General features: G+C 63.0%; 19 protein-coding genes and 1 pseudogene. 10 read left to right on the top strand and 10 right to left on the bottom strand.

The annotated features are described in order from the left end of the window. Window positions 1-26: 26 nt before the first annotated feature. From EDD25_RS00125 to mvaD, 3 genes are read right to left on the bottom strand one after another with little or no spacing between them, the layout of a single operon-like run. Entirely contained in the window at window positions 27-2,360 is a 2,334-nt protein-coding gene (locus EDD25_RS00125) for a hydroxymethylglutaryl-CoA reductase, degradative (RefSeq protein WP_134171477.1), read from the bottom strand. Then, window positions 2,357-3,472 (bottom strand): mevalonate kinase family protein, encoded by a 1,116-nt coding sequence (locus EDD25_RS00130; protein ID WP_134171478.1) that lies wholly within the window; start codon window positions 3,470-3,472, stop codon window positions 2,357-2,359. The genes EDD25_RS00125 and EDD25_RS00130 overlap by 4 nt, the downstream gene beginning before the upstream one ends. Beyond that, the gene (mvaD, locus tag EDD25_RS00135) at window positions 3,472-4,476 is read right to left on the bottom strand and encodes a diphosphomevalonate decarboxylase (protein WP_241986624.1); all 1,005 of its coding nucleotides are present in this window, start codon (window positions 4,474-4,476) and stop codon (window positions 3,472-3,474) included. The genes EDD25_RS00130 and mvaD overlap by 1 nt, the downstream gene beginning before the upstream one ends. Before the next feature lie 112 nt (window positions 4,477-4,588). Here mvaD and EDD25_RS00140 point away from each other — a divergent pair, with 112 nt between their 5' ends. Further along, window positions 4,589-6,118 carry a hydroxymethylglutaryl-CoA synthase family protein gene (locus EDD25_RS00140; RefSeq protein WP_134171479.1) on the top strand — a complete coding sequence of 510 codons (1,530 nt, stop codon included), beginning with the start codon at window positions 4,589-4,591 and terminating at the stop codon, window positions 6,116-6,118. Window positions 6,119-6,140: 22 nt separating this feature from the next. On the opposite strand, the gene fdxA is transcribed toward EDD25_RS00140, so the two are convergent. Further along, window positions 6,141-6,464 carry a ferredoxin gene (fdxA, locus tag EDD25_RS00145; protein WP_134171480.1) on the bottom strand — a complete coding sequence of 108 codons (324 nt, stop codon included), beginning with the start codon at window positions 6,462-6,464 and terminating at the stop codon, window positions 6,141-6,143. Between the two features lie 147 nt (window positions 6,465-6,611). Between fdxA and EDD25_RS00150 the strand changes: the two genes are divergently transcribed. The 7 genes from EDD25_RS00150 to EDD25_RS00180 all read left to right on the top strand — a co-directional run bounded on the left by EDD25_RS00150 (window position 6,612) and on the right by EDD25_RS00180 (window position 12,329). Further along, entirely contained in the window at window positions 6,612-7,376 is a 765-nt protein-coding gene (locus EDD25_RS00150) for a helix-turn-helix transcriptional regulator (RefSeq protein ID WP_134171481.1), read from the top strand. A gap of 113 nt (window positions 7,377-7,489) precedes the next feature. Further along, on the top strand, window positions 7,490-8,953 hold the full coding sequence (sufB, locus tag EDD25_RS00155; RefSeq protein WP_134171482.1) for a Fe-S cluster assembly protein SufB: 1,464 nt from the start codon (window positions 7,490-7,492) through the stop codon (window positions 8,951-8,953). Continuing rightward, window positions 8,953-9,717, top strand: a complete 765-nt coding sequence (gene sufC, locus EDD25_RS00160) for a Fe-S cluster assembly ATPase SufC (protein WP_134171483.1) — start codon at window positions 8,953-8,955, stop codon at window positions 9,715-9,717. The genes sufB and sufC overlap by 1 nt, the downstream gene beginning before the upstream one ends. Window positions 9,718-9,719: 2 nt before the next feature. Then, window positions 9,720-11,051 carry a Fe-S cluster assembly protein SufD gene (sufD, locus tag EDD25_RS00165; protein WP_166671147.1) on the top strand — a complete coding sequence of 444 codons (1,332 nt, stop codon included), beginning with the start codon at window positions 9,720-9,722 and terminating at the stop codon, window positions 11,049-11,051. After that, window positions 11,048-11,536, top strand: a complete 489-nt coding sequence (sufU, locus tag EDD25_RS00170) for a Fe-S cluster assembly sulfur transfer protein SufU (RefSeq protein ID WP_198418916.1) — start codon at window positions 11,048-11,050, stop codon at window positions 11,534-11,536. Before sufD ends, sufU begins: the two co-directional genes overlap by 4 nt. A 5-nt stretch (window positions 11,537-11,541) precedes the next feature. Beyond that, window positions 11,542-12,093 (top strand): iron-sulfur cluster assembly protein, encoded by a 552-nt coding sequence (locus EDD25_RS00175; protein ID WP_134171485.1) that lies wholly within the window; start codon window positions 11,542-11,544, stop codon window positions 12,091-12,093. A gap of 26 nt (window positions 12,094-12,119) precedes the next feature. Continuing rightward, window positions 12,120-12,329, top strand: coding sequence for a hypothetical protein (locus tag EDD25_RS00180; RefSeq protein ID WP_422386814.1), 210 nt, complete (start codon window positions 12,120-12,122; stop codon window positions 12,327-12,329). A gap of 53 nt (window positions 12,330-12,382) precedes the next feature. Here EDD25_RS00180 and EDD25_RS00185 read toward each other — a convergent pair whose 3' ends face one another. From EDD25_RS00185 to EDD25_RS00205, 5 genes and pseudogenes are all read right to left on the bottom strand, one after another. Next, window positions 12,383-12,802, bottom strand: coding sequence for an organic hydroperoxide resistance protein (locus EDD25_RS00185; protein ID WP_134171486.1), 420 nt, complete (start codon window positions 12,800-12,802; stop codon window positions 12,383-12,385). Window positions 12,803-12,874: 72 nt separating this feature from the next. Next, a pseudogene (locus EDD25_RS18410) lies at window positions 12,875-13,054 on the bottom strand (DUF4913 domain-containing protein); the annotation flags it as partial. Window positions 13,055-13,075: 21 nt separating this feature from the next. Then, window positions 13,076-13,288 carry a DUF4913 domain-containing protein gene (locus EDD25_RS18415; RefSeq protein ID WP_166671148.1) on the bottom strand — a complete coding sequence of 71 codons (213 nt, stop codon included), beginning with the start codon at window positions 13,286-13,288 and terminating at the stop codon, window positions 13,076-13,078. Continuing rightward, window positions 13,285-13,770: a TraM recognition domain-containing protein gene (locus tag EDD25_RS18215; RefSeq protein ID WP_338419651.1), complete on the bottom strand. Its 486-nt coding sequence runs from the start codon at window positions 13,768-13,770 to the stop codon at window positions 13,285-13,287. Before EDD25_RS18215 ends, EDD25_RS18415 begins: the two co-directional genes overlap by 4 nt. A 1,012-nt stretch (window positions 13,771-14,782) precedes the next feature. Next, complete coding sequence (locus EDD25_RS00205; protein WP_134171488.1) at window positions 14,783-15,961, bottom strand: MFS transporter; 1,179 nt, start codon at window positions 15,959-15,961, stop codon at window positions 14,783-14,785. Between the two features lie 364 nt (window positions 15,962-16,325). Here EDD25_RS00205 and EDD25_RS00210 point away from each other — a divergent pair, with 364 nt between their 5' ends. Together EDD25_RS00210 and EDD25_RS00215 are read left to right on the top strand one after the other, a co-directional pair. Then, window positions 16,326-16,595 (top strand): helix-turn-helix domain-containing protein, encoded by a 270-nt coding sequence (locus EDD25_RS00210; RefSeq protein ID WP_134171489.1) that lies wholly within the window; start codon window positions 16,326-16,328, stop codon window positions 16,593-16,595. After that, entirely contained in the window at window positions 16,588-17,826 is a 1,239-nt protein-coding gene (locus EDD25_RS00215; RefSeq protein ID WP_134171490.1) for a type II toxin-antitoxin system HipA family toxin, read from the top strand. The genes EDD25_RS00210 and EDD25_RS00215 overlap by 8 nt, the downstream gene beginning before the upstream one ends. Before the next feature lie 132 nt (window positions 17,827-17,958). On the opposite strand, the gene EDD25_RS00220 is transcribed toward EDD25_RS00215, so the two are convergent. Next, window positions 17,959-18,906 carry an NAD(P)/FAD-dependent oxidoreductase gene (locus EDD25_RS00220; protein ID WP_241986625.1) on the bottom strand — a complete coding sequence of 316 codons (948 nt, stop codon included), beginning with the start codon at window positions 18,904-18,906 and terminating at the stop codon, window positions 17,959-17,961. Window positions 18,907-19,164: the final 258 nt, after the last annotated feature.

Consider the following 19,164-nt stretch of genomic DNA (forward strand, 5'->3'; position numbering starts at 1 on the left):
AAAGCGTTAGCCGCCGGTCACGGACCCTACACGGTCGAGTCCGTGGCCGGCGGCTCGGTTGCTGCACGGATCTCGGTCAGATGGGTCGTGTATCCGGCCAGCTGCATGGCGCCCGCGACCGCAACGGTGCGGTCGGGTTCGGCAATCGCGATCATGGCTCCGCCCCCTCCGCCGCCGGTCAGTTTCGCACCGAGCGCGCCAGATCGCCGGGCGATCGCGACGAGAGTTTCAAGCTCGGGGCTCGACACCTGCAGCGCGTTGAGCAGCCCGTGATTGATATTCATCAGATCGCCGAGCTCGGCAATGTCGCCGCGCTCCAGGGCGCCTACCCCGGCCAGCGCCAACCCGTCGATCTGCTCGAAGATCCCGTCGTAGCGGGACGGGCTTTTGGCCCAGGCGGTACGCACCAGGCTGACGGTGCGTGCCGTGAGGGATCGCACGCCGGTCAGGCCGATGATGACCGGGATCGGATGTGGGACAGTGACGGCCGAGAAGTTGGCGCTCCGTGCCCCATTCGCCTTGCGAAACAGAATCGGTCGGCCAAAAGTGGCGACCGTGTTGTCGATCCCGGACGGGGTGCCGTGCACTATTTGTTCGCACTCGAAGGCGAGCGCGTTCACCTCGTTGTCGGTGAGCCGGATGTTGAAACAGTTCGCCATTCCGCGGATGATGGCTACCGCGAGGGCAGCGGATGCCCCCAGCCCACTTGCCCGGGGAAGGCTCGGGAAGACCTCAATGCGCATGCCAGACGCGCTGATGCCCAGCCGCTCGATGATCAAGGCGGCGATGCGCACCGGGAGATCCGAGTCGGCTGATTCGGCTGATTCGGCTGATTCGGCGGAATGGGCATTGCCAGATGTTACCAGGCCGGGAATGACGAGCTCTGTCCCGGATTCCTGGCGGGTCACCTGCGCCCGAATGGACAGTGCAATCGGGGCGGCGATGGCGTGATAGCCGTAGACAACGGAGTGCTCGCCGAACAGAATGATTTTACCGAAACCAGCCGTTCGGCCCAGATCGGGCACCTCGTGCAGAATACGGGTGGCGGCTGTGGCGGCTGCAGCGGGTGCGGCGGGGTCGGTCATCGATTCGAGAATGTGGCGCGCCTTCCACACCTTGATGTTGCCGCTGGCGACCAGACTGTCGACCACATCGTTGAACCGTTCGCCCGAAGCGCCGGCCGCCACCGCCACGCTGCGGGCGTGCAATCGCATATGTCCCTGTTGAATTCCCTCTGTCGACAGCGCCCGGAGCGCGGCGAAATTCTGCGCCAGGCCAACGGCAGCCATCACCTGCGCCAGCTCCGCCGCGGAATCGACTCCAAGAATGTCGAGGGCAATTCGCACCAGGGCATTTGATTCCACCTGTCCGCCGACAATGCCGACCTTCAGCGGAAGCTCCAGTTCGCCCACGAGGTCGCCGTTATCATTTTTTGACCAGACGGTCAGCGGGGAATATCGGCCGCTGCGGGCGGCATAAGCGTGCGCCGCAGCCTCGATGGCCCGCCAGTCGTTGCCGGTGGCGATGGCGACAGCGTCGATGCCGTTCATGACGCCCTTGTTGTGCGTGGTCGCCCGGTAGACATCCATCAACGCAAATTCGTGGGCCACGATGATGCCATCTCGAACTTGTTCGCCCGAGAAAGTTTCCGACTTGAGCTGATCGACCGCAATGACGGCGCGGGCGCGCACGAGCGCGTGGTCGGTGAAATTTGAGAGGATGCGCAGAAACACACGCCCGCCGCTGATTTCTTCGATGAGCGGAGCGACCGCCTCGCACATCGTATTGACCAGATTGGCGCCCATGGCATCACGGCTGTCCACAATGAGATGGACCACGAGCAGCTCGCCGTGTTCGGCCGTTGAGCCACGTAGAAACACCTGGATGTCACTGGCCCCGCCACCACGAGCCACCATATTCGGATGCTGCTCGTTGGCCAGATCCACAATCTCACCCTTGCGTCGGAGCAGCTCGGCCCGGGCCACGTGGGGGTCAGGGAGATCGAGCACCTGCACCTGACCGAGCAGCAGTGGCGTGTCGGCGATGCTGGTGAATCCGCCGGAGCGCCCAATCCGGCTGGCGGCTGCGCTGACGGCGGCAATGATCGAGGGTTCTTCAACCACCATGGGGATGAGGTAGTCCCGCTGATTGATCTGAAAATTCAACCCGAGGCCCATCGGCATCGAAAACACGCCGATCACGTTTTCGGTAAGCCGATCGGCCGTTGCGGCGTCGAGACGATAGCTGCCCGTGCGGAGGGCGGCGAAGTTGTCCTGGTTGAGGATGCCGCGCTCGTATAGAAGCTCGAGCCGTTCGGTCACGGTGAGCTTGTAAAACTTGGAGAGATGGGCATTTTTCACAGGGAGTCCTTCTTCGTGCACGCTGAATCGAAGCCGGCAGCAGTGCCAGTGCCAGAGGTGTCGATCCCGCCGGCACAGACAGTGAGCGGCACGATCTGTGCCTCGGCGCGGGTGAGTGCCGCAGCCAGTCGACGCGCCGGGGCCCCGCTGCGCGCAAACGCCAGCCCAACATCACCGCCGCCCGCCCCAGACGACTTGAACACGCCGCCGAGACGAGCCGCCAGGGCGTGCAGCTGCCGGTGCCGGTCGCTGATGATGCCCGCTTGCGCGTGGGCGTCGAGGGTGACCAGTGCGTCAAAATACTGCGCCGCAAGAGGTAGAAAGGTGTCAGCCGTGGCGAGCGCGGGCACGGCCTGTTCGGCCAGCTCGGCCAGCCTGGCCAGATCGCTGCGGTAGGTGCTGGCGTCCCTCCGAGCGAAGTCGGCGACACGACCGACCAACTCGGGGGTACTGCTGCCCGCCCCGGTGACGACCACCATCATGCTGAGGTCGCTCGGCCAGCGAAGTGAAGCCACGGAGACCGCCGGGCCGAGATGAGTTCCCGGCGCATAGCTGATGAGACCACCGGCCACCGCCGCGGCCACGTCGCCTCCGCTGCCGAGTGCACCCTGGGCCTGGCGGTGAGCCGTCAGGGCTGCCGCGAAGAGTGCAGCGTTGTCGAGGTCACGGGCGCGAGCGCGAGCCAGGCTAGCGGTTAGGGCGACCGCGACCGCCGCGCTCCCGCCCAGGCCCAACTTGTGGCCATCCATCGAGAGCTCGCTGCTGTCGATGGTGATCGACAGCGCCTGATCAGGGCGCGCTCGACAAGGTCTGCGGGACCCATCATCGCCGCCGGCAGCTTCGGCCACAGTCCGCCGCACAGCGTCATAGAGGCGGAGCTTCTCGCGGGTCGGCCCGTCGAGGGAGGCGGGCACGGCACCGTCGGGTTCCAGGGTGAGGCTCTCTACACCCAGACCGGGGGCGTCGAGGAGCCAGCGGTCGGCATCCGTCGTCGCAATTCTCACTCGAACGCGACGATCGACCGCCGTGAGTAGCGCCGGGGCGCCCTCGAGCACGGCATACTCGCCGAGCAGAAAGAGTTTCCCGGGCGCGGAGGCGTGGAACGTGGGCACTACGCCGCCACGAGGTGCGCACCTCGGCCGAGAGCGCTCATCCGGGTCTGGAGTACTCCCGGCGTTGCGGCGAGGGCGTGCGCGACCAGGGCGGCATCCGCGGGGGCGCAGAGCGCCTTGACCTGCGGGCCGGCGTCGATGGTGAAATATACGGCGACTCCTTGTGCACGCAGCTCGCGTACGGTACCCATCGCAGCGATCGTGCCGGCGTTCCAGTAGATCAGAGCCGGTCGGCTGGTGAGCATCAGGGCGTGGAGTTTTAGGCAGCTGTACTCGGTCAGCTCGCCGAGCTGGGCCAGATCGTGCCCGGCGATGGCGGCTCGCATCTCGGCGAGGTTTTGCTCGCTCGTGTCGACCCAGGCCGGGAAGAACGGCGACGTTGCCCGGCTGCCCGCCATTCCATGAGTGGACGAGATCGCCTTGGGGCCGGCCGCGGTGATAGCCACGACAACAGAGAGTGGCCAGTGGTCGGGCGAGAGAATCGGTTCGGCGTAGGCATCCGCGCCATCGTCACGACTTCCGGCGTGCATCTCAACGTAACCGCCGAAGATGGATCGCGCCGCCGAGCCCGACCCCCGGCGCGCGAGAATCGACAGCTCCCGTGCGTTCAGGGCCAGCCCGGCCGCCGTGCTGGCAGCGAGGGCGAGGGCGGCGAAACCGGAGGCCGACGAGGCCAGCCCGGCCCCGGTCAAGAAATCATTGCTCGAGGTGACGACGGCACCCTGGGTAGTGCCGGCGCGCTCTCGCACCAGATCGAGCAGGCCGAGCACTCGGGGTGACTGGGTGAGTGCACCGTTGAGCCAGAATTCGTCAGTCTGGCGCGCCCCAAGGTTTGGACGGAACTCGACGTGGGTATCGGTGGCAAGGGCATCCAGGGTTATTGAGATCGACCCGACGGCGGGAATATTGAGAGTGTCGTCGCGTTTTCCCCAATATTTGATCAGGGCGATATTGCTGTGCGCGCGCGCCGTGGCACTGTGTCGACCATCGATGGGTCTGTTCACAGGAGTGCTCCGATCGGGTCTGAGCAAATTCTACCCTGCGTGGGGCAGCCCGACCGGTCTCAGACTGGCCCCGCAGCGAGCGAAGTCTGCATAAAATTGTGTAGCGGCGGTAATGCCGCACTCGACGCACCTCGGCGCATTGAAATGGGCACTGTTGTTGAAATCGGCACTGTTGGCACCTGGAATCAGCGGACTGTCCCTGTACTTGCCGCCCTATCGCGTGCAGTTGGACGAATGGTGCCAGTGGAATGACGAATCGTGGACCAAAATTCGCGCTGTCGTCGGGCGTTCGTTTCGCATGCGAGGGCCCCAGCACAATGTTTACACCCTCGCCGCCAGTGCGGCCCTGCGCTTGATCCGAGACTATGACATCAACCCGGCCCAGGTCGGGTTTCTCGCGCTTGGCACTGAATCGTCGAGCGATAATTCGGCCGGAGCCGTCATCGTCAAGGGCATGATCAATGACGGCCTGCGTGCGAACGGCCAGAGCCAGCTGGCGCGGGACTGCGAGGTGCCGGAGTTCAAACAGGCGTGCCTCGGCGGCGTGTACGGGCTCAAAGCGGCTCTGCGCTATCTGGCGACGGATGGCGTCGGCCGGCAGGCCATCGTGATCTGCGCCGATGTTGCCGAGTATGCGATCGGCTCCACCGGTGAACCGACGCAGGGTGCCGGCGCGGTGGCCCTGCTCGTCAACGGTGACGCCGACCTTCTTGAGGTGGATCTCGCCGCGGTCGGCAGCGACTCGCAGTACCGCATCGCTGACTTTCGCAAACCGTTCACTCGCTTTCGCCAGTCTGAGCGCGAGGACGGCCAGATGCAGGACCTCCCCGTGTTCAACGGGCGGTATTCCACGAACTGCTACATCGACGCCACCCGTCACGCGATGGCCGCCATGCTTGCCAAACGCCCAGGTCCCAGCATCGACTACTTCGATGACGTGGACGCGGTCTTCATCCATCGTCCATACCACCGCATGCCGGCGACCGGATGGGTCATGTCTTACTTATTCGCCCTCGCGGCCGACGGCCCGGCCGGCCAGGCCCAACTGCGCACATACTGCCGGGCTGCCGGGCTCGATGCGGATATGGTGCTGGCTGAATTACTGACCGAGGATCCGTTCGAGGGGCGAGAAATGGGTGACGGCGAGGCCTACCCCTGGTCGCGAAAACTACGTGGGCACCTGTTGCACACCGAGGTCTGGGATCGCATAATTGGCACGAAATTATGGCTGGGCGCCGAGGCGATGAAGGACTTGGGCAACCTTTACACCGCAGCGCTCCCGGCCTGGCTGGCCGCCGGCCTCGCCCACGCGCACCGGGATGGCATCGAGTTGGCCGGGCAGGAATGGCTTGCCCTAGGGTACGGCAGCGGCGACGCTGCCGAGGCCATCCCGATGCGTGTCGCTGTGGGATGGAAGGCGGCTGCGGCCAAAATCAACTTCGAGGCCGCACTGCTGGGCCCGATTGACCTCAGCCAGCAAAACTATGTGGCGCTGCACGAGGGTCAACCCGACGACCTGCCGCCGCTCGTGCCGAACGACGAATTCGTCATCGATCGGGTCGGCACAAACAACGGCCCCAACTTCTACGACCTCGGCATCGAGTACTACCGCCACGTCGTCCGGGCGCAGCCTGCTGGCTGAATCATTGACCCGGCCAGGCCACTCAGATCATCGTCTGTGGCGGTAGTGCTGTGACCAGAGGGTGGTCCATGGCATAGGGCTCGACCTTGGCTGCGCCTCCGGGGGAGCCGATTTCCTGGAAGAATTCAACGTTGGCCGTGTAATAGTCCGCCCATTTATCGGGCACGTCATCTTCGTAGAAGATTGCCTCTACCGGGCACACGGGCTCACAGGCGCCGCAATCGATGCACTCATCGGGGTGGATGTAGAGCATTCGTTCGCCCTCGTAGATGCAATCAACCGGGCATTCGTCGATGCAGGCCCGGTCTTTAACGTCGACACAGGGCAGAGCAATAACATACGTCATAGGGCTCCCTTCAATGTGGTCTATTCAGGGTGGGGTCTTCAAAACCCACCCGACCGTCGAGCGAACATTCACCGGACCTAACGGGCAACGAAACGGGTAAGGCAAGCCTCACTGGACTACGGTCATTAATTAGGACACACTTATGTTGTGTTAATAACTGATGCGAAGCAAACTGATGCAGACCGGTCTGATACTGCGACCGCGACGCGGGACCGCGTGCGGCAGACGCTCGCCCAGGATGGTCCGGTCACCGCGGCCGACCTCGCCGCCGGCTTGGGCCTGACGCCAGCCGCGGTGCGACGCCACCTTGACGCACTCGCCGAGCAGGATGCCATCGAGGAATATGACCCGGCAGTCGCTGACGCCGACAGTCGCGGTCGGGGGCGCCCCGCTCGTTCATACGTACTCACCGAGACCGGCCATGCCGGCCTGGAGCACCACTACGACGATCTGGCCGCCGCCGCACTTCGCTTTCTCGCCGAGCATTCCGGGGCGGATGCCGTGGCCACGTTCGCCCGCGAACGCGGAGAAGCGCTGGTGGGCCGATATGCCGCGCGAGTCGCCGCAGCAGGTGACTCTGTCACAGCGCGCACCAAGGCACTAGCTGCGGCCCTGACCGAGGACGGGTTCGCCGCCTCTGTTCGGCCCGTCGATGCGGGGCTTCCAACACCAGCACCGTCGGCGACAATCACGCAGTTGCCCGCGACGGGCTTGCCGGCACCCGGCCTTCAGCTGTGTCAGGGACACTGCCCGGTGAGGCACGTTGCCAGCGAATTCCCCGCCGTGTGCGAGGCAGAGGCAGAGGCCTTTTCGCAGCTGCTTGGCGTGCGCGTTGACCGTCAGGCGACAATGGCTGGCGGGGAGCACCTCTGCCGAACGCTCGTTCCCGAGATCGATAAACCAACGACCTAACGCCCCTGCGGCCCGTCACCCGGCTTTGCCCGGGGGTCCTTCTGGCGCGCGCTAAAACACAGTGGCAGCGCGCGTATTCAGGTTTTCCAACAGCACGTGAGAAGGAGACGAAAATGAGTGCACCTACGACCACGGTCGGTATTTCCGATGAGGTTCGTGAGCTCGCCAATCAGGATTACAAGTACGGGTTCACCACGGATCTCAAAACCGAAGTTGCCCCCAAAGGACTGAGTGAAGACATCATTCGGCTGATTTCAGGCAAAAAGAACGAGCCAGACTGGCTCCTAGAATGGCGGCTGAAGGCGTATCGGCATTGGACCACGCTCACACCGCCCACCTGGCAGCACGTCTCGTACGGTCCCGTTGACTATCAGGACATCATCTACTACGCCGACCCTCGGCCGAAGAAGCAGATCACGAGCATGGATGAGGTGGACCCTGAAATCCGGGAGATGTTTGACAAACTCGGCATCTCTCTCGGTGAACAAGAACGACTCAGCGGTGTCGCAGTGGACGCCATCGTCGATTCGGTGTCGGTAGCGACAACGTTCAAAGACAAGCTGGCCGAAGTCGGCGTCATCTTCTGCTCCTTCTCCGAGGCCGTGCAGGAGCACCCAGACCTGGTACGGAAATACCTCGGGTCGGTCGTTCCATACAACGACAACTTCTTCGCTTGCCTGAACTCTGCGGTCTTTACCGACGGGTCGTTCTGCTACATCCCCAAGGGCGTGCACTGCCCGATGGAACTATCGACCTACTTTCGAATCAATGCCGCCGACACCGGGCAGTTCGAGCGCACTCTGATCATCGCCGAGGATGCCGCGTATGTGAGTTACCTCGAGGGGTGTACGGCTCCGGTTCGGGACACGAACCAGTTACACGCTGCAGTCGTCGAACTCGTGGCTCTTGATGATGCGCAGATCAAGTATTCGACCGTTCAGAACTGGTACCCCGGCGACGCGGATGGCAATGGTGGCGTCTACAACTTCGTCACCAAGCGCGGCATGGCCTCCGGGAAGAACTCGAAGATTTCCTGGACTCAGGTTGAGACCGGCTCTGCGATCACCTGGAAGTATCCCGGCGTCGTCCTGAAGGGCGATAACTCGGTCGGTGAGTTCTACTCGGTGGCCCTGACCGCCAGACGCCAGCAGGCTGATACCGGCAGCAAGATGGTGCACATCGGGAAGAACACCAAGAGCACGATTATTTCCAAGGCGATCTCGGCCGGTCACGGTCAAAATACCTACCGGGGTCTGGTGGACATTCGTCATTCCGCTGTCGGGGCCCGCAACTTCACCCAGTGCGACTCCCTGCTGATCGGTAAGGACAGCGGCGCTCACACCCTGCCTTATATCGACGTGAAGAATCAGACCGGACAGGTCGAGCACGAAGCCTCAACATCGAAGATCGGCGAGGAACAACTCTTGTATTGCCGTCAGCGCGGCATTCCGGAGGAAGAAGCCGTTTCGATGATTGTGAACGGGTTCTGCCGTGAGGTATTCAAGATGCTGCCGATGGAATTCGCCGTCGAAGCCCAAAAATTGTTGACCGTGAGTCTAGAAGGAAGTGTCGGCTAATGCTACACATCAAGGAATTGCACGCCAGTATCGACAGCAAAGAAATTCTGCGCGGGGTGAATCTTGACTTGAAGCCGGGCGAGGTGCACGCCATCATGGGCCCGAATGGGTCGGGCAAGTCCACGCTGGCCAGCGTGCTGATCGGCCGCGACGGTTACGACGTCTCCGGCAGCGTCACCTACGAAGGCCAGGATCTGCTGGCCCTCTCGCCCGAGGAACGAGCCGCGGCCGGCGTATTTCTGGCCTTCCAGCATCCGGTTGAAATTCCCGGCGTCGGCAACATGTACTTCATGCGTACTGCACTGAATTCCCTGCGGCGCCAGCGTGGCCAGGAAGAACTCGACGCAGTGGACTTTCTGGCCCTCGCCCAGGAGCGCATGAAACTCGTCGAGATGGACCAGACCTTCATGAGCCGCTCGGTGAATGAAGGATTCTCCGGTGGCGAGAAGAAGCGCAACGAGATCCTACAAATGGCGATTTTGGAACCCAAACTCGCCATTCTCGATGAGACCGACTCCGGCCTCGATATCGACGCTCTGCGCGTCGTGGCCAGCGGAGTGAACGCCCTGCGCAGTGAAGGCCGCACCATGCTCGTCATCACCCACCACCAACGCCTGCTCGACTACATCGTGCCGGATTTCGTGCACGTCATGGCGGCCGGTCAGATCGTGCATTCCGGCGACAAGGACCTCGCCCTCGAGCTCGAAGCCAATGGCTACGCGGGACTGACGCCCCGCTCGGCGCAGGTCGGGGCAACAGTATGACCGTGGTGAAGGTTCCAGTGCGGGCGGCGGGGGGTGTGCTCTCAGAGCTGTCGTCGGGGCGTGATGGCCGCGATCTGGGCTGGCTCGCTGAGGCGCGTTTGAACGCCCTCGAATGGGTCGGCAAGAATGGTTTCCCGTCTCGGAAAGACGAGGACTGGAAGTACACTGCGCTCGACGGGATCCTGGCGGTGCCATTCGTGGCTGCCGTGGCGGGGACTGGCCCCAGGGTCACATTAGACCTCATCAACAAGGCCGCGATCGATCTCGGCGGCCCCCGCCTGGTCTTCGTCAATGGCCACTTTTCGCCTGAGTTCTCGCGGCTAACCGGCTTGCCCAGCGGCGCAGTCGTCACGACGCTGGCAGCCGTTCTGGCGGCGAGCCCGGACCGGCTCAAACCGTTCCTCGGGCACACTCCGGGAGAACACCACGAGTTCGCGGCGTTCAACGACGTCTTCGCCGAGGACGGAGCATTCATCCACCTGACCGCGGACACAATCGTTGATGAAGCGATCCAGTTGGTCTTTTTCTCCGACACCGAGGGTGTGCCCCTGCTGGAGAGCCCGCGGTCGGTGATCATTGCCGATCCCGGCAGTCGCGCAACGATCGTTGAGACCTATGCCGGCATCGACAACGATGTGTACTGCACCAATGTCGTCACCGAGGTCGTCCTGGCCGAGAATGCCCAGATCGATCATTACAAGGTTCAAAACGAGCCCACCACCGCCTTCCATCTGGCGTTGCTTGATGTTCGCCAGGCTCGTGGCAGCCGGTTCAATTCCCGCTCGGTGATGCTCGGGTCGAATGTCGCTCGCCACGAAATACGGGTGCTTCTTGAGGGCGTCGAGGCGGAGGTCAGCCTGGACGGCATTTACCTTCCCCAGGGTGAGCAGGTTCACGACAACACGATTTTCGTCGATCACGTTGCAACCAACTGCACCAGCCATCAGCTCTATAAGGGCGTACTGGACGATCGTGGGCACGGCGTTTTCAATGGGCAGATCATGGTTCGTCATGGTGCCGATGGGGCCGATGCCAACCAGAAGAATAAGAACCTTCTGCTCAATGATCGCGCCCAAGTGGATACTCGGCCGAGACTCGAAATTTACACCGACGATGTGAAGTGCACGCACGGTGCTGCCGTGGGCCAAATGGATGATGAGGCGTTGCTCTACCTGCGTACACGTGGTCTACCGCTGGAGAGCGCTCGGGGCCTGCTGGTGTATGCCTTTGTGCAGGAGATGGTGGATCGAATCGAATTGGAGCCGCTCCGTGCGTCGCTTGCGGCGCTCGTGTCCACTCGGTTCGGAAGCGGTGCCCATCGAGCCCAGCCATGAGTACCGACGTGGCAACGAGCACGCCCATGGCGGGTCTCTACCAGGAGATGATCATCGAACACGCCCATAGCCCGCGGAACCTTCGCCACATCGACGGCGCCCATCAGACCATTGAGGCGGTGAACCCTTTGTGCGGTGACCATCTGACTCTCTATGTGCAGCGCGACGGTGACCACATCGCCGATATCGCGTTCGAGGGCGACGGATGCGCCATTTCGAAGGCATCCGCTTCGCTCATGACGAGTGCCGTGAAGGGGCTGCAGAGCGACGAGGCCCTCGCCCTCTTCCGTCGTGTACACAGCATGCTCACCACGAAGCCGGTGGGCGAGGGCCCACCGGCTGGTGTGGGCAAGCTCGCGGTGCTGTCGGGCATCTGGCAATACCCGGCACGGGTCAAATGTGCAACATTGTCCTGGCAGGCTCTGCACAGTGCCCTTAAAGAGAGCGCACTTTTAACAGGTGCCCTCCGGAACGGAACGGAGTAAGCAGCATGGACTCAGGCAGATATAAAATATTTGAACTCACGCAGAGCTGCCAGGCCACGGTGATTCCTGGTGGGCAGCCGATGCTCCTGCAGGAGGGGGAGGAGGTCGTCGTCACGCAGACTCTGGGGGGAAGTGCGACAGTGCAAACCTCAATGGGGTACCTCGTGCGAATCAGCGCCGCGGATTCTGCAGCGCTCGGCCTGACGGAGCCGGTGGCCGAAACCGTGCTTGTGGACGGGGCACCCTTTGACATGGAGCAGGTCATGGGGCAGCTCAAGAACGTTTTCGATCCCGAAATTCCCATTAATGTTGTGGATCTGGGGCTGATCTACGGGTGTGAAGCGCAGCCGCTCGAGGATGGTACTTACCGAATCGACATTAAAATGTCAATGACGGCCCCGGGCTGCGGCATGGGAGACGTACTCAAAAATGACGCGCAAGCCCAGGTCAAGCTGGTCTCCGGTGTGAGCGACGTCGACGTTGAGTTGGTGTGGGAGCCGCCGTGGGGTCAGGACCGGATGTCGGACGCCGCCCGGCTTCAGCTCGGAATGTTCTAACCGGACGCAACTTTTTGGAAAAGCCCATGTCTAACATCCTCAACAGTCCGCCGCGCGAATCGCTCACGGAGCGTCTGGAGCGTCTGGACCGTTTGCCGTTCACGCGTCGCCACGGCTCACTGTTGGCCGGTTTGGGGATTGGCTGGGCTCTTGATGCCTTTGATGTCGGACTGATTTCGTTTGTCATAGCGCAGCTTTCCGTGATCTGGAAGGCGGATGCCGCGGCCCTGTCCTAGCCGCCGGGGCCCGTCACGTTGTTGGCAATAAGAACTGCCTTCGGTAACACCGGTTACACAACTCGGGTGAGGGTAACCGCGATGTTGCCGCGGGTTGCGTTCGAATAGGCGCAGGTCTGGTCGGTGGCTTCGATCAGTTCATCAAAGCGGTCGGCGGGCACGTTGGGCGCATAGATGACCAGTTCAACGGCGAGACCGAAACCTCCGGAGGCGACAGCGCCGATTCCGACGCTCGACGAAATTTCAGCATCCGCCGTGTTGAGGCCCAGCCCCTTCCCGGACCGGTGCAGTGAGCCGAGGAAACACGTCGCGTAGCCCATGCCGAACAGCTGTTCTGGGTTCGTTCCCTCGCCGGATCCGCCCATTTCTTTGGGCGTGCGAGTTTCAAGATTGAATCGGTCGTCGTCGCTATGGACGTGGCCATTGCGGCCGCCGCCGGACGCATGGGCAGTTGCGGTGTATTGAATTTCCATTCTTATGCCTACCACACTGGGCTGCACGCTACTTCCTCGAGGAACAGGTCGTCCACAACAACAGCCCTTGAATCAGTTCCCTCGCATATCCGGGAAGAATCCCTCGGGGGCCGGGGTGTAGGGTAGCGGTTCGCAGGGTTTGTTCGTGTCCTCGGATTTGGCGAAGGGACCTTCCGTGCTGAGCAGGATGGGCATGTGATGCTCGGCATGCTCGATCCACCAGGTGTTTGACCCGGTGGCTCCGTCGAGCCTGAGATGCTCCCATCATGCACGTCATAAGGCGTCAATGCGGGCGAGGGCTTCTGGGTTATGCCACCACGTCGCCGACCACCGGAAACTGGCGTTACCGGGTCCGAAGCGGCGGGAGTCCATGTGTCGCAGCCGGTCGCGCACGAACTCGTCGGACGAGCCGTAGAACAACTGCGGTGTCTCAGTTTCTTCCGCTTCCTCGTTGTCATCTTCGCGTAGGTCGTCGAATTCGCTCACAGCTCGCCCTTCCTTCGTGGTGCGGCGTTCAACCACGCTTGGGCTCCGCCAACCGGTGAGACTTCGGCCGGGGCATTCGGTACGGGCGTCGCAGCCGGCGTGCTGGCCGGGTCGTGCGCTGCGATGGACACACGTACGGCGTCGGCGTTGGGTCCGCGCATCCACGGAATTGTTTCGATCAGGGTGGCGGGAGCTCCGGAGGCAAACACGACGGCGCGGCCGCGGGGCAGCGCGCCGAGGTCGGGGACGTCCAGGATGCGCTCGCGTTGCACTTGGTGAGAGGTGGACCGGTTGCCCCGACCCACGTTGGTGGAGGTGGTGTGTTTGTCGTAGTCGCCGACCATCTGGGACAGTTCGCCCAGGAACTCTGGTTCTTTGACACCGCCGCCGTACACAGCGATATTGGACGCGGACCAGAGCTTGCGCATCCCGTCGCGGCCCCACACGTCAACGCCCTGTGACCAGGACTGCAGGATGGTCATGAGCACGATTCTTCGTGACCCCTAGTGCGAGAAGAGGCTGGGGAGTCCGTGCCAGCGGCACACGTTCGCGGCTTCGTCGAGAACACCCAGCAGTGGAACGGCCAGGCGCCCGCCGGGCTGCGTGGTGGCTAAGTCTTCGGCCGCTTCGACGGTCGCCGCGGTAAGCGCGGTAACCAGGGGCCCCCGCAGTTCCCTTCCCTTCCTTGGAGAGGCTGTAGATCGTGTCGGTGCTACGCACAAACGCGTGCGGGTCGAACTGGGGACGGGAATCGCCCTGGGCATTGCCGCCGAGCGGCGTCACCCACTGTCCAATCGCGCGCACCTTCAAACAGGACACCCCTGTGCGGCGGTGCCGTACAGGGGCGTGAGTCGTCGTCGTCGTCGCCAATAGTCCTCTGGATTTTTATTCCTTGCCCGTCTCCGGGCGTGGACAAATTGAACCGAATAGAGCAGAGTACCAATGCCTCCGATGATCGCGATGACGTAGCCGTAGCGGATGCTTCCAGCGTCCGATGATGTGATGCCGATAAATAGGCCCAAGAGTGACATGGCCGCAGACGCCGCGACGGACAAGATCTTCCAAGTCATCCTCAGCCGCCTTCATAGTTTGTGTTGTGGGCAGGCTGGCCGCCAACTGAGTAGGTGGCGGTTCGATAGTATTCGGATTAGTCACCGCGGCTACTGGAGTTGCCGGGTCCGTCAACGCGGTGGCCGGGGTGCTCGTGACAGCACCACCTCAGAAACCCCGCATTTACCCCGCAGATTGAAATCGGCCGTGGGTGATCATTGTGATCACGAGTCCAGTGTTTCACTGGGATCGACGAGTGAACGAAGGCTCAGTGAGCGGGGTGAGATGTAGTTCAAGATAACGTGGTGTCGCGGGTTCAATTCCCGCTCCTGCTGCACAGTATTCATTGGAATCGCCCGGACTTCTGCCAAAGTCCGGGGCGTTTTTCCGTTTTGAGTCGAGACCCGGCAACGGAATAGTGCCGAGAGAGGCATTCGCAACCCGCTATATGTCTGCGCGCGGGCGGCGCGGTTTGCCACCGAGCGCCAGAGGAAGCGTAGCGAGGCAGATGCCGGCCGCGACGAGCAGTGCCGTGGAAAATGACAGCCCGGCAGCGAGTGTGCCGATCAGCACTGAGCCCACCGCTGTGCCCAAATCGAATCCTATGTTCCACACAGCGCTGGCGGTGCCGTACTGCTCCCGTTTCACCGCGGCGAGGGACAGCAGCAGAGTCAGGTTCTGGAGTCCACCGAAAGCGATGCCGACCAGGGTCAGCCCGGCAAGGAAGAGCAGGATGCTCGTGGCGTCAGGGTTCTCGACCGCAGTGGCGGTAAGAATGAGCCCGATGACTGATATCAGCACCAGCGGCCACAAAAAGCGCTGGGCGCCATACCCATCAGCTAGCCCCCCAACACCCCACCGAGTCACTGCCGCGCTGAACGTGAGCAGGGCGAGGCCACCGGCCGTCGCGGCTGGCGCGGAACTCATCTGTGGCGCGAAGGTGATGAGCGCGCCGCCGGCCAGCGTGACGCCGCCAAGGAGGAGCATGGGGCCAAGGAGGCTGCCCACCAGAAGTCGCCGGCCAGACCCCGTGGTGTTCACCGTTGTAGTGGCGTCGGTCGGCGGCTGAAGAGCGCGCTGGGCGGTCTGTTCGCGCAGAACACGGGCCAGTCGTGGCGCAGAACTGATGCCCAGAATCGGCAGGGTGCCGATTGCGAAAATTGCCCAGAATCCTACGGACTCGGACATCCATGGCCCAAGGGGGATAAGAATTACTTGCGGCACTGCGATTGCCGCGCCGTAGGCTCCGATGGCTGCACCGTGCTGGGCGCGAGGTACGAGATTGGCCACCACGGTCGATCCGGCCACGGTGAGCACACCGAAACCTATGCCGCGCACTATGGAGAGGAGCAAAATCCAACTCAGGTGGTCAGAGAAAAGAAAGAGCAACGGCGGAACCCCCAGAAGCGCCAGGCCAGCGGCCAACACGCGACCGGTTCCTAGTCGACTGAGAAGTCGGGGAACGAACGGCTGCGTCATAACCGTTGCCAGCAGCAACACTCCATTGACGAGACCGGCACCGGCCTCATTCGCACCGCCGTTTACCGCCCATAGGGGTACGACGGGCAGGAGGGCAGAAAAACCGGCGAATCCAGCGGCCGTGAGACCAAGGAGCGCGGGCATTCCGTGTGCGCGCCACACCGGTGGTGGGATTGGTGCAGGATTGGGGCTCACGTTGGTCAACCCTAAGCCCAACCCCAACCCGAACTCCTCAGTGCCAGGGGCGGTGTTGCGATCAGCGGCTGGGCCAGCTATTTCTCGCCGCGCGGTCGACCTGACCGCCGCCATGGCAACGCTGAGCCGACAACCTGCGCACCAGGCGATTTCCGTGCCGTCGCGCCGGAAAGATTTCACCGGCATCCACTGCCAGCGCGGGCCACTATTCCTTTTCACCTACGCCTGAAGGGAATAAGACCCTCAGATGCCTTGACGGTGATAAACCCGTCAACTAGTCTGAAGGTAATAAGGCCTTCGGATGGAGATAGTCATGGCAGCGCGTGGAGAAGTAAAAGGCCCCGAGGGTCTGGGGCGAATGCTGCAGCAGGGACGGCTGGTCAGCGGGCTGACGCAGCGTGACCTTGCCGAGAGGCTGGAGACGGACCAGAAATATATTTGGGGGTTGGAGTCTGGCAGGAACACGATCGTGCTCGAGCGCATTTTTGCGATTATGCGGGAGACCGGAGTTCACATGTATATGGAGGTCGACACGGGGGCCGGTGAGCCAGTTCAAAACGGTGAGGACGAGCCTCGTGGGTGACTTGCGGGTTGAACTCTACGGCGAGCTGGTGGGTCACCTGGTCGGCACGGACCGACGCAACTTTGACTTCGTCGCGACCAAGACTGCCATTGAGCGGTTTGGGCTCGGCAGTACGATCCTCTCGGAGTCAGTGCCCTTTGACCTCATCAGCAACCGCAGCAGGGCCGCCCGGCGGCGCAATTTCTTCGCCGAGCTCCTGCCCGAGGGCACCGCTCTCGACAATCTTGCCGCCGAGATCAGAGTGTCCACCGACGACGTCATCGCGCTGCTGGCCCAGTTCGGCCGCGACGTCGCTGGTGCCATTCAGGTTTACGATCCGGAGGCGCCGGGGGAGCCGCGCACGCCTGCCCTCTCCCCCGTCGACGCGGCCGCGGTCGGCCAGATGCTCACCAATACCCAAGCCGCCCCTTTGGGCAACCGGCCGAAGTCCGGCCGCACCTCTCTGGCCGGCGTGCAGGACAAGATCGTGCTCGCTCGACAGAATGATCACTGGTTCCAGGTTCTCGAAGGGTATCCGTCGACCCACATCGTGAAGCCGTCGTCCGTGCGCTACCCGACCATCACGTTCGACGAGGAGTATGGCTTCCGTGCGGCGAAAGCTGCGGGCCTGACCACACTCGACGCGTGGATCGAAGACTTCGGCGGAATGCCCGGCCTCGTGATCGAGCGGTATGACCGTTCGCCGAACGCACCCCAGGGGCGTATCCACCAGGAAGACATGAACCAGGCCCTGGGCGCATCGAAAAACGAGAAGTATCAGGAATTCGGAGGGAAGGTGTCGCTCAAGCGAATAGCGGATGCTCTGGGGCGCGACGGCGACCGGGCCTCCGTCGAGCAGCTCCTGCGACTCCTGACCGTCTCGCAGGCCGTGGGTAACCTCGACATGCACGGAAAAAACATCAGCATGCTCCACCTGCCCGACGGCAGCACGAGAATCACCCCGGCCTATGATGTCGTTCCGCAAACTCACCTCGATAGTGACGGGAAGATGGCGCTGGCCATCAACCGAAACTATGTGCACGCCGCAATCACCATCGACGATCTCATCGCAGAGGGTGAGTCGTGGAACGTGCGCATGCCCCGCGCGATCATCACATCAGCACTCGAGGCAGTGAACCTGTTCGTCGGCTCCGAGAACCCCGTCGGGAACGCCTATGCGGGACTCCAGGACGACATCGTGAGGTTCACCAGAAATCTGCTCGATGGTCGCCCGACGGGCAGCATGCGCTAGATGGAATCCCGCCCCGGTCAACAATCGGGTGGCGCTCTGCGCTGTCTACTCGAAGGCGCTCATGCTGGCTGCCAAAATTCTGGCTCAGCGTCAACTCACCCTGACGTAGGGGGGGCGCGCGGTGTGCCGAGGCTAACTCGCCGCGATCGCACGCCCGAGTGCGTCACCGGACGCCCACGCCGTCGCCACCGAAGACCGGTCACCCCACGCATCCCCGCACACGCCGATCCGGTCGGACAGCAAAAACGGCTCGGGATGCTGCGCGGCGGGCCGCGCGAACGTCCAGCGGTGCGCGAACGACCGGGCGGGTGCATCCGTCAGCGACAACATGCGGCGCACCGCATCGGTGACCACGGTGATCGCTCCATCGGGGTCAACGAGATGCTGCCGGGCAAGTGCCGCTGTCGTGTGGGCGACGAGCACCGGGGCACCGTCGCCGCGTCGATCGCCATCGTCAGCAAGCGACGTGATCTCCGCCACGTCGTTGACGAACGCGGTGTGGAACGACTGCCAGTCGCGCGCCGCCCACTCCAGCACGACGGCGATGCTTGGCTCCCAGCCAAAGCCGTCGTTCAACGCGTCATGCAGCGAGGATCCGACGTCGAGTAGGCGCCGGGCTTGCGGGTCAGGCATCGCGAGCACGACCGTGTCGTAACGCTTGCTGTCCACCTCGCCCGCCGCCACGTGTTCAATCGTGACGCCCTGGTGGATGTCGAGGCCACGCGCAAGGTCCATGACGAGCTCCCGCAGGCCGGCAGGGGCTGCGTACCGCATCGGACCGGTGCTGAGACGCTGGATGCCCTCGGCCCCTGCGACCGCGACCATGTCAGTCCATTCTCGAGCGAGTCCCCGATCCAGCCAGCCTGCAACGACGTCACTGAACCGGGTGCCGGGCTCCGCGGTGAAGTATGACGCGCCGAGGTCGACCGTTCGTCCGTTGATCGTGCGGCTCGCCATCCTGCCACCGGGCTTCCGTCCGCGATCCACGACACGGGCAGCGATTCCGGCGCTGAGCAGCGCCTGAGCACAGGCGATTCCCGCGATGCCCGCGCCGATGATGAGAACGTGAGGTTGCTGCACCCAATCATCATGCCAGATGGCGCGGACGGTCTTGTAGCCGAGGCTGAAGGGCGCCCCCGAGCAAATTCCATGGCCTGTGCGCGGTGCCTGGTGCGCGCCCGTGGGTGTTCGACTCCTCGGAACTGTCGAGCGCATGGTCCACGCGGCAGCCGGTGCATTGGCTGGGGGCCCGGGATGCTGACGAACCCGGTATACCGGCCGCAGCCGACGCCGACGGACACGCCTCATCGACGACGACACAGGCCTGCTGCGAGCCAC

The organism is Cryobacterium psychrophilum (assembly GCF_004365915.1).
Lineage (GTDB): Bacteria > Actinomycetota > Actinomycetes > Actinomycetales > Microbacteriaceae > Cryobacterium > Cryobacterium psychrophilum.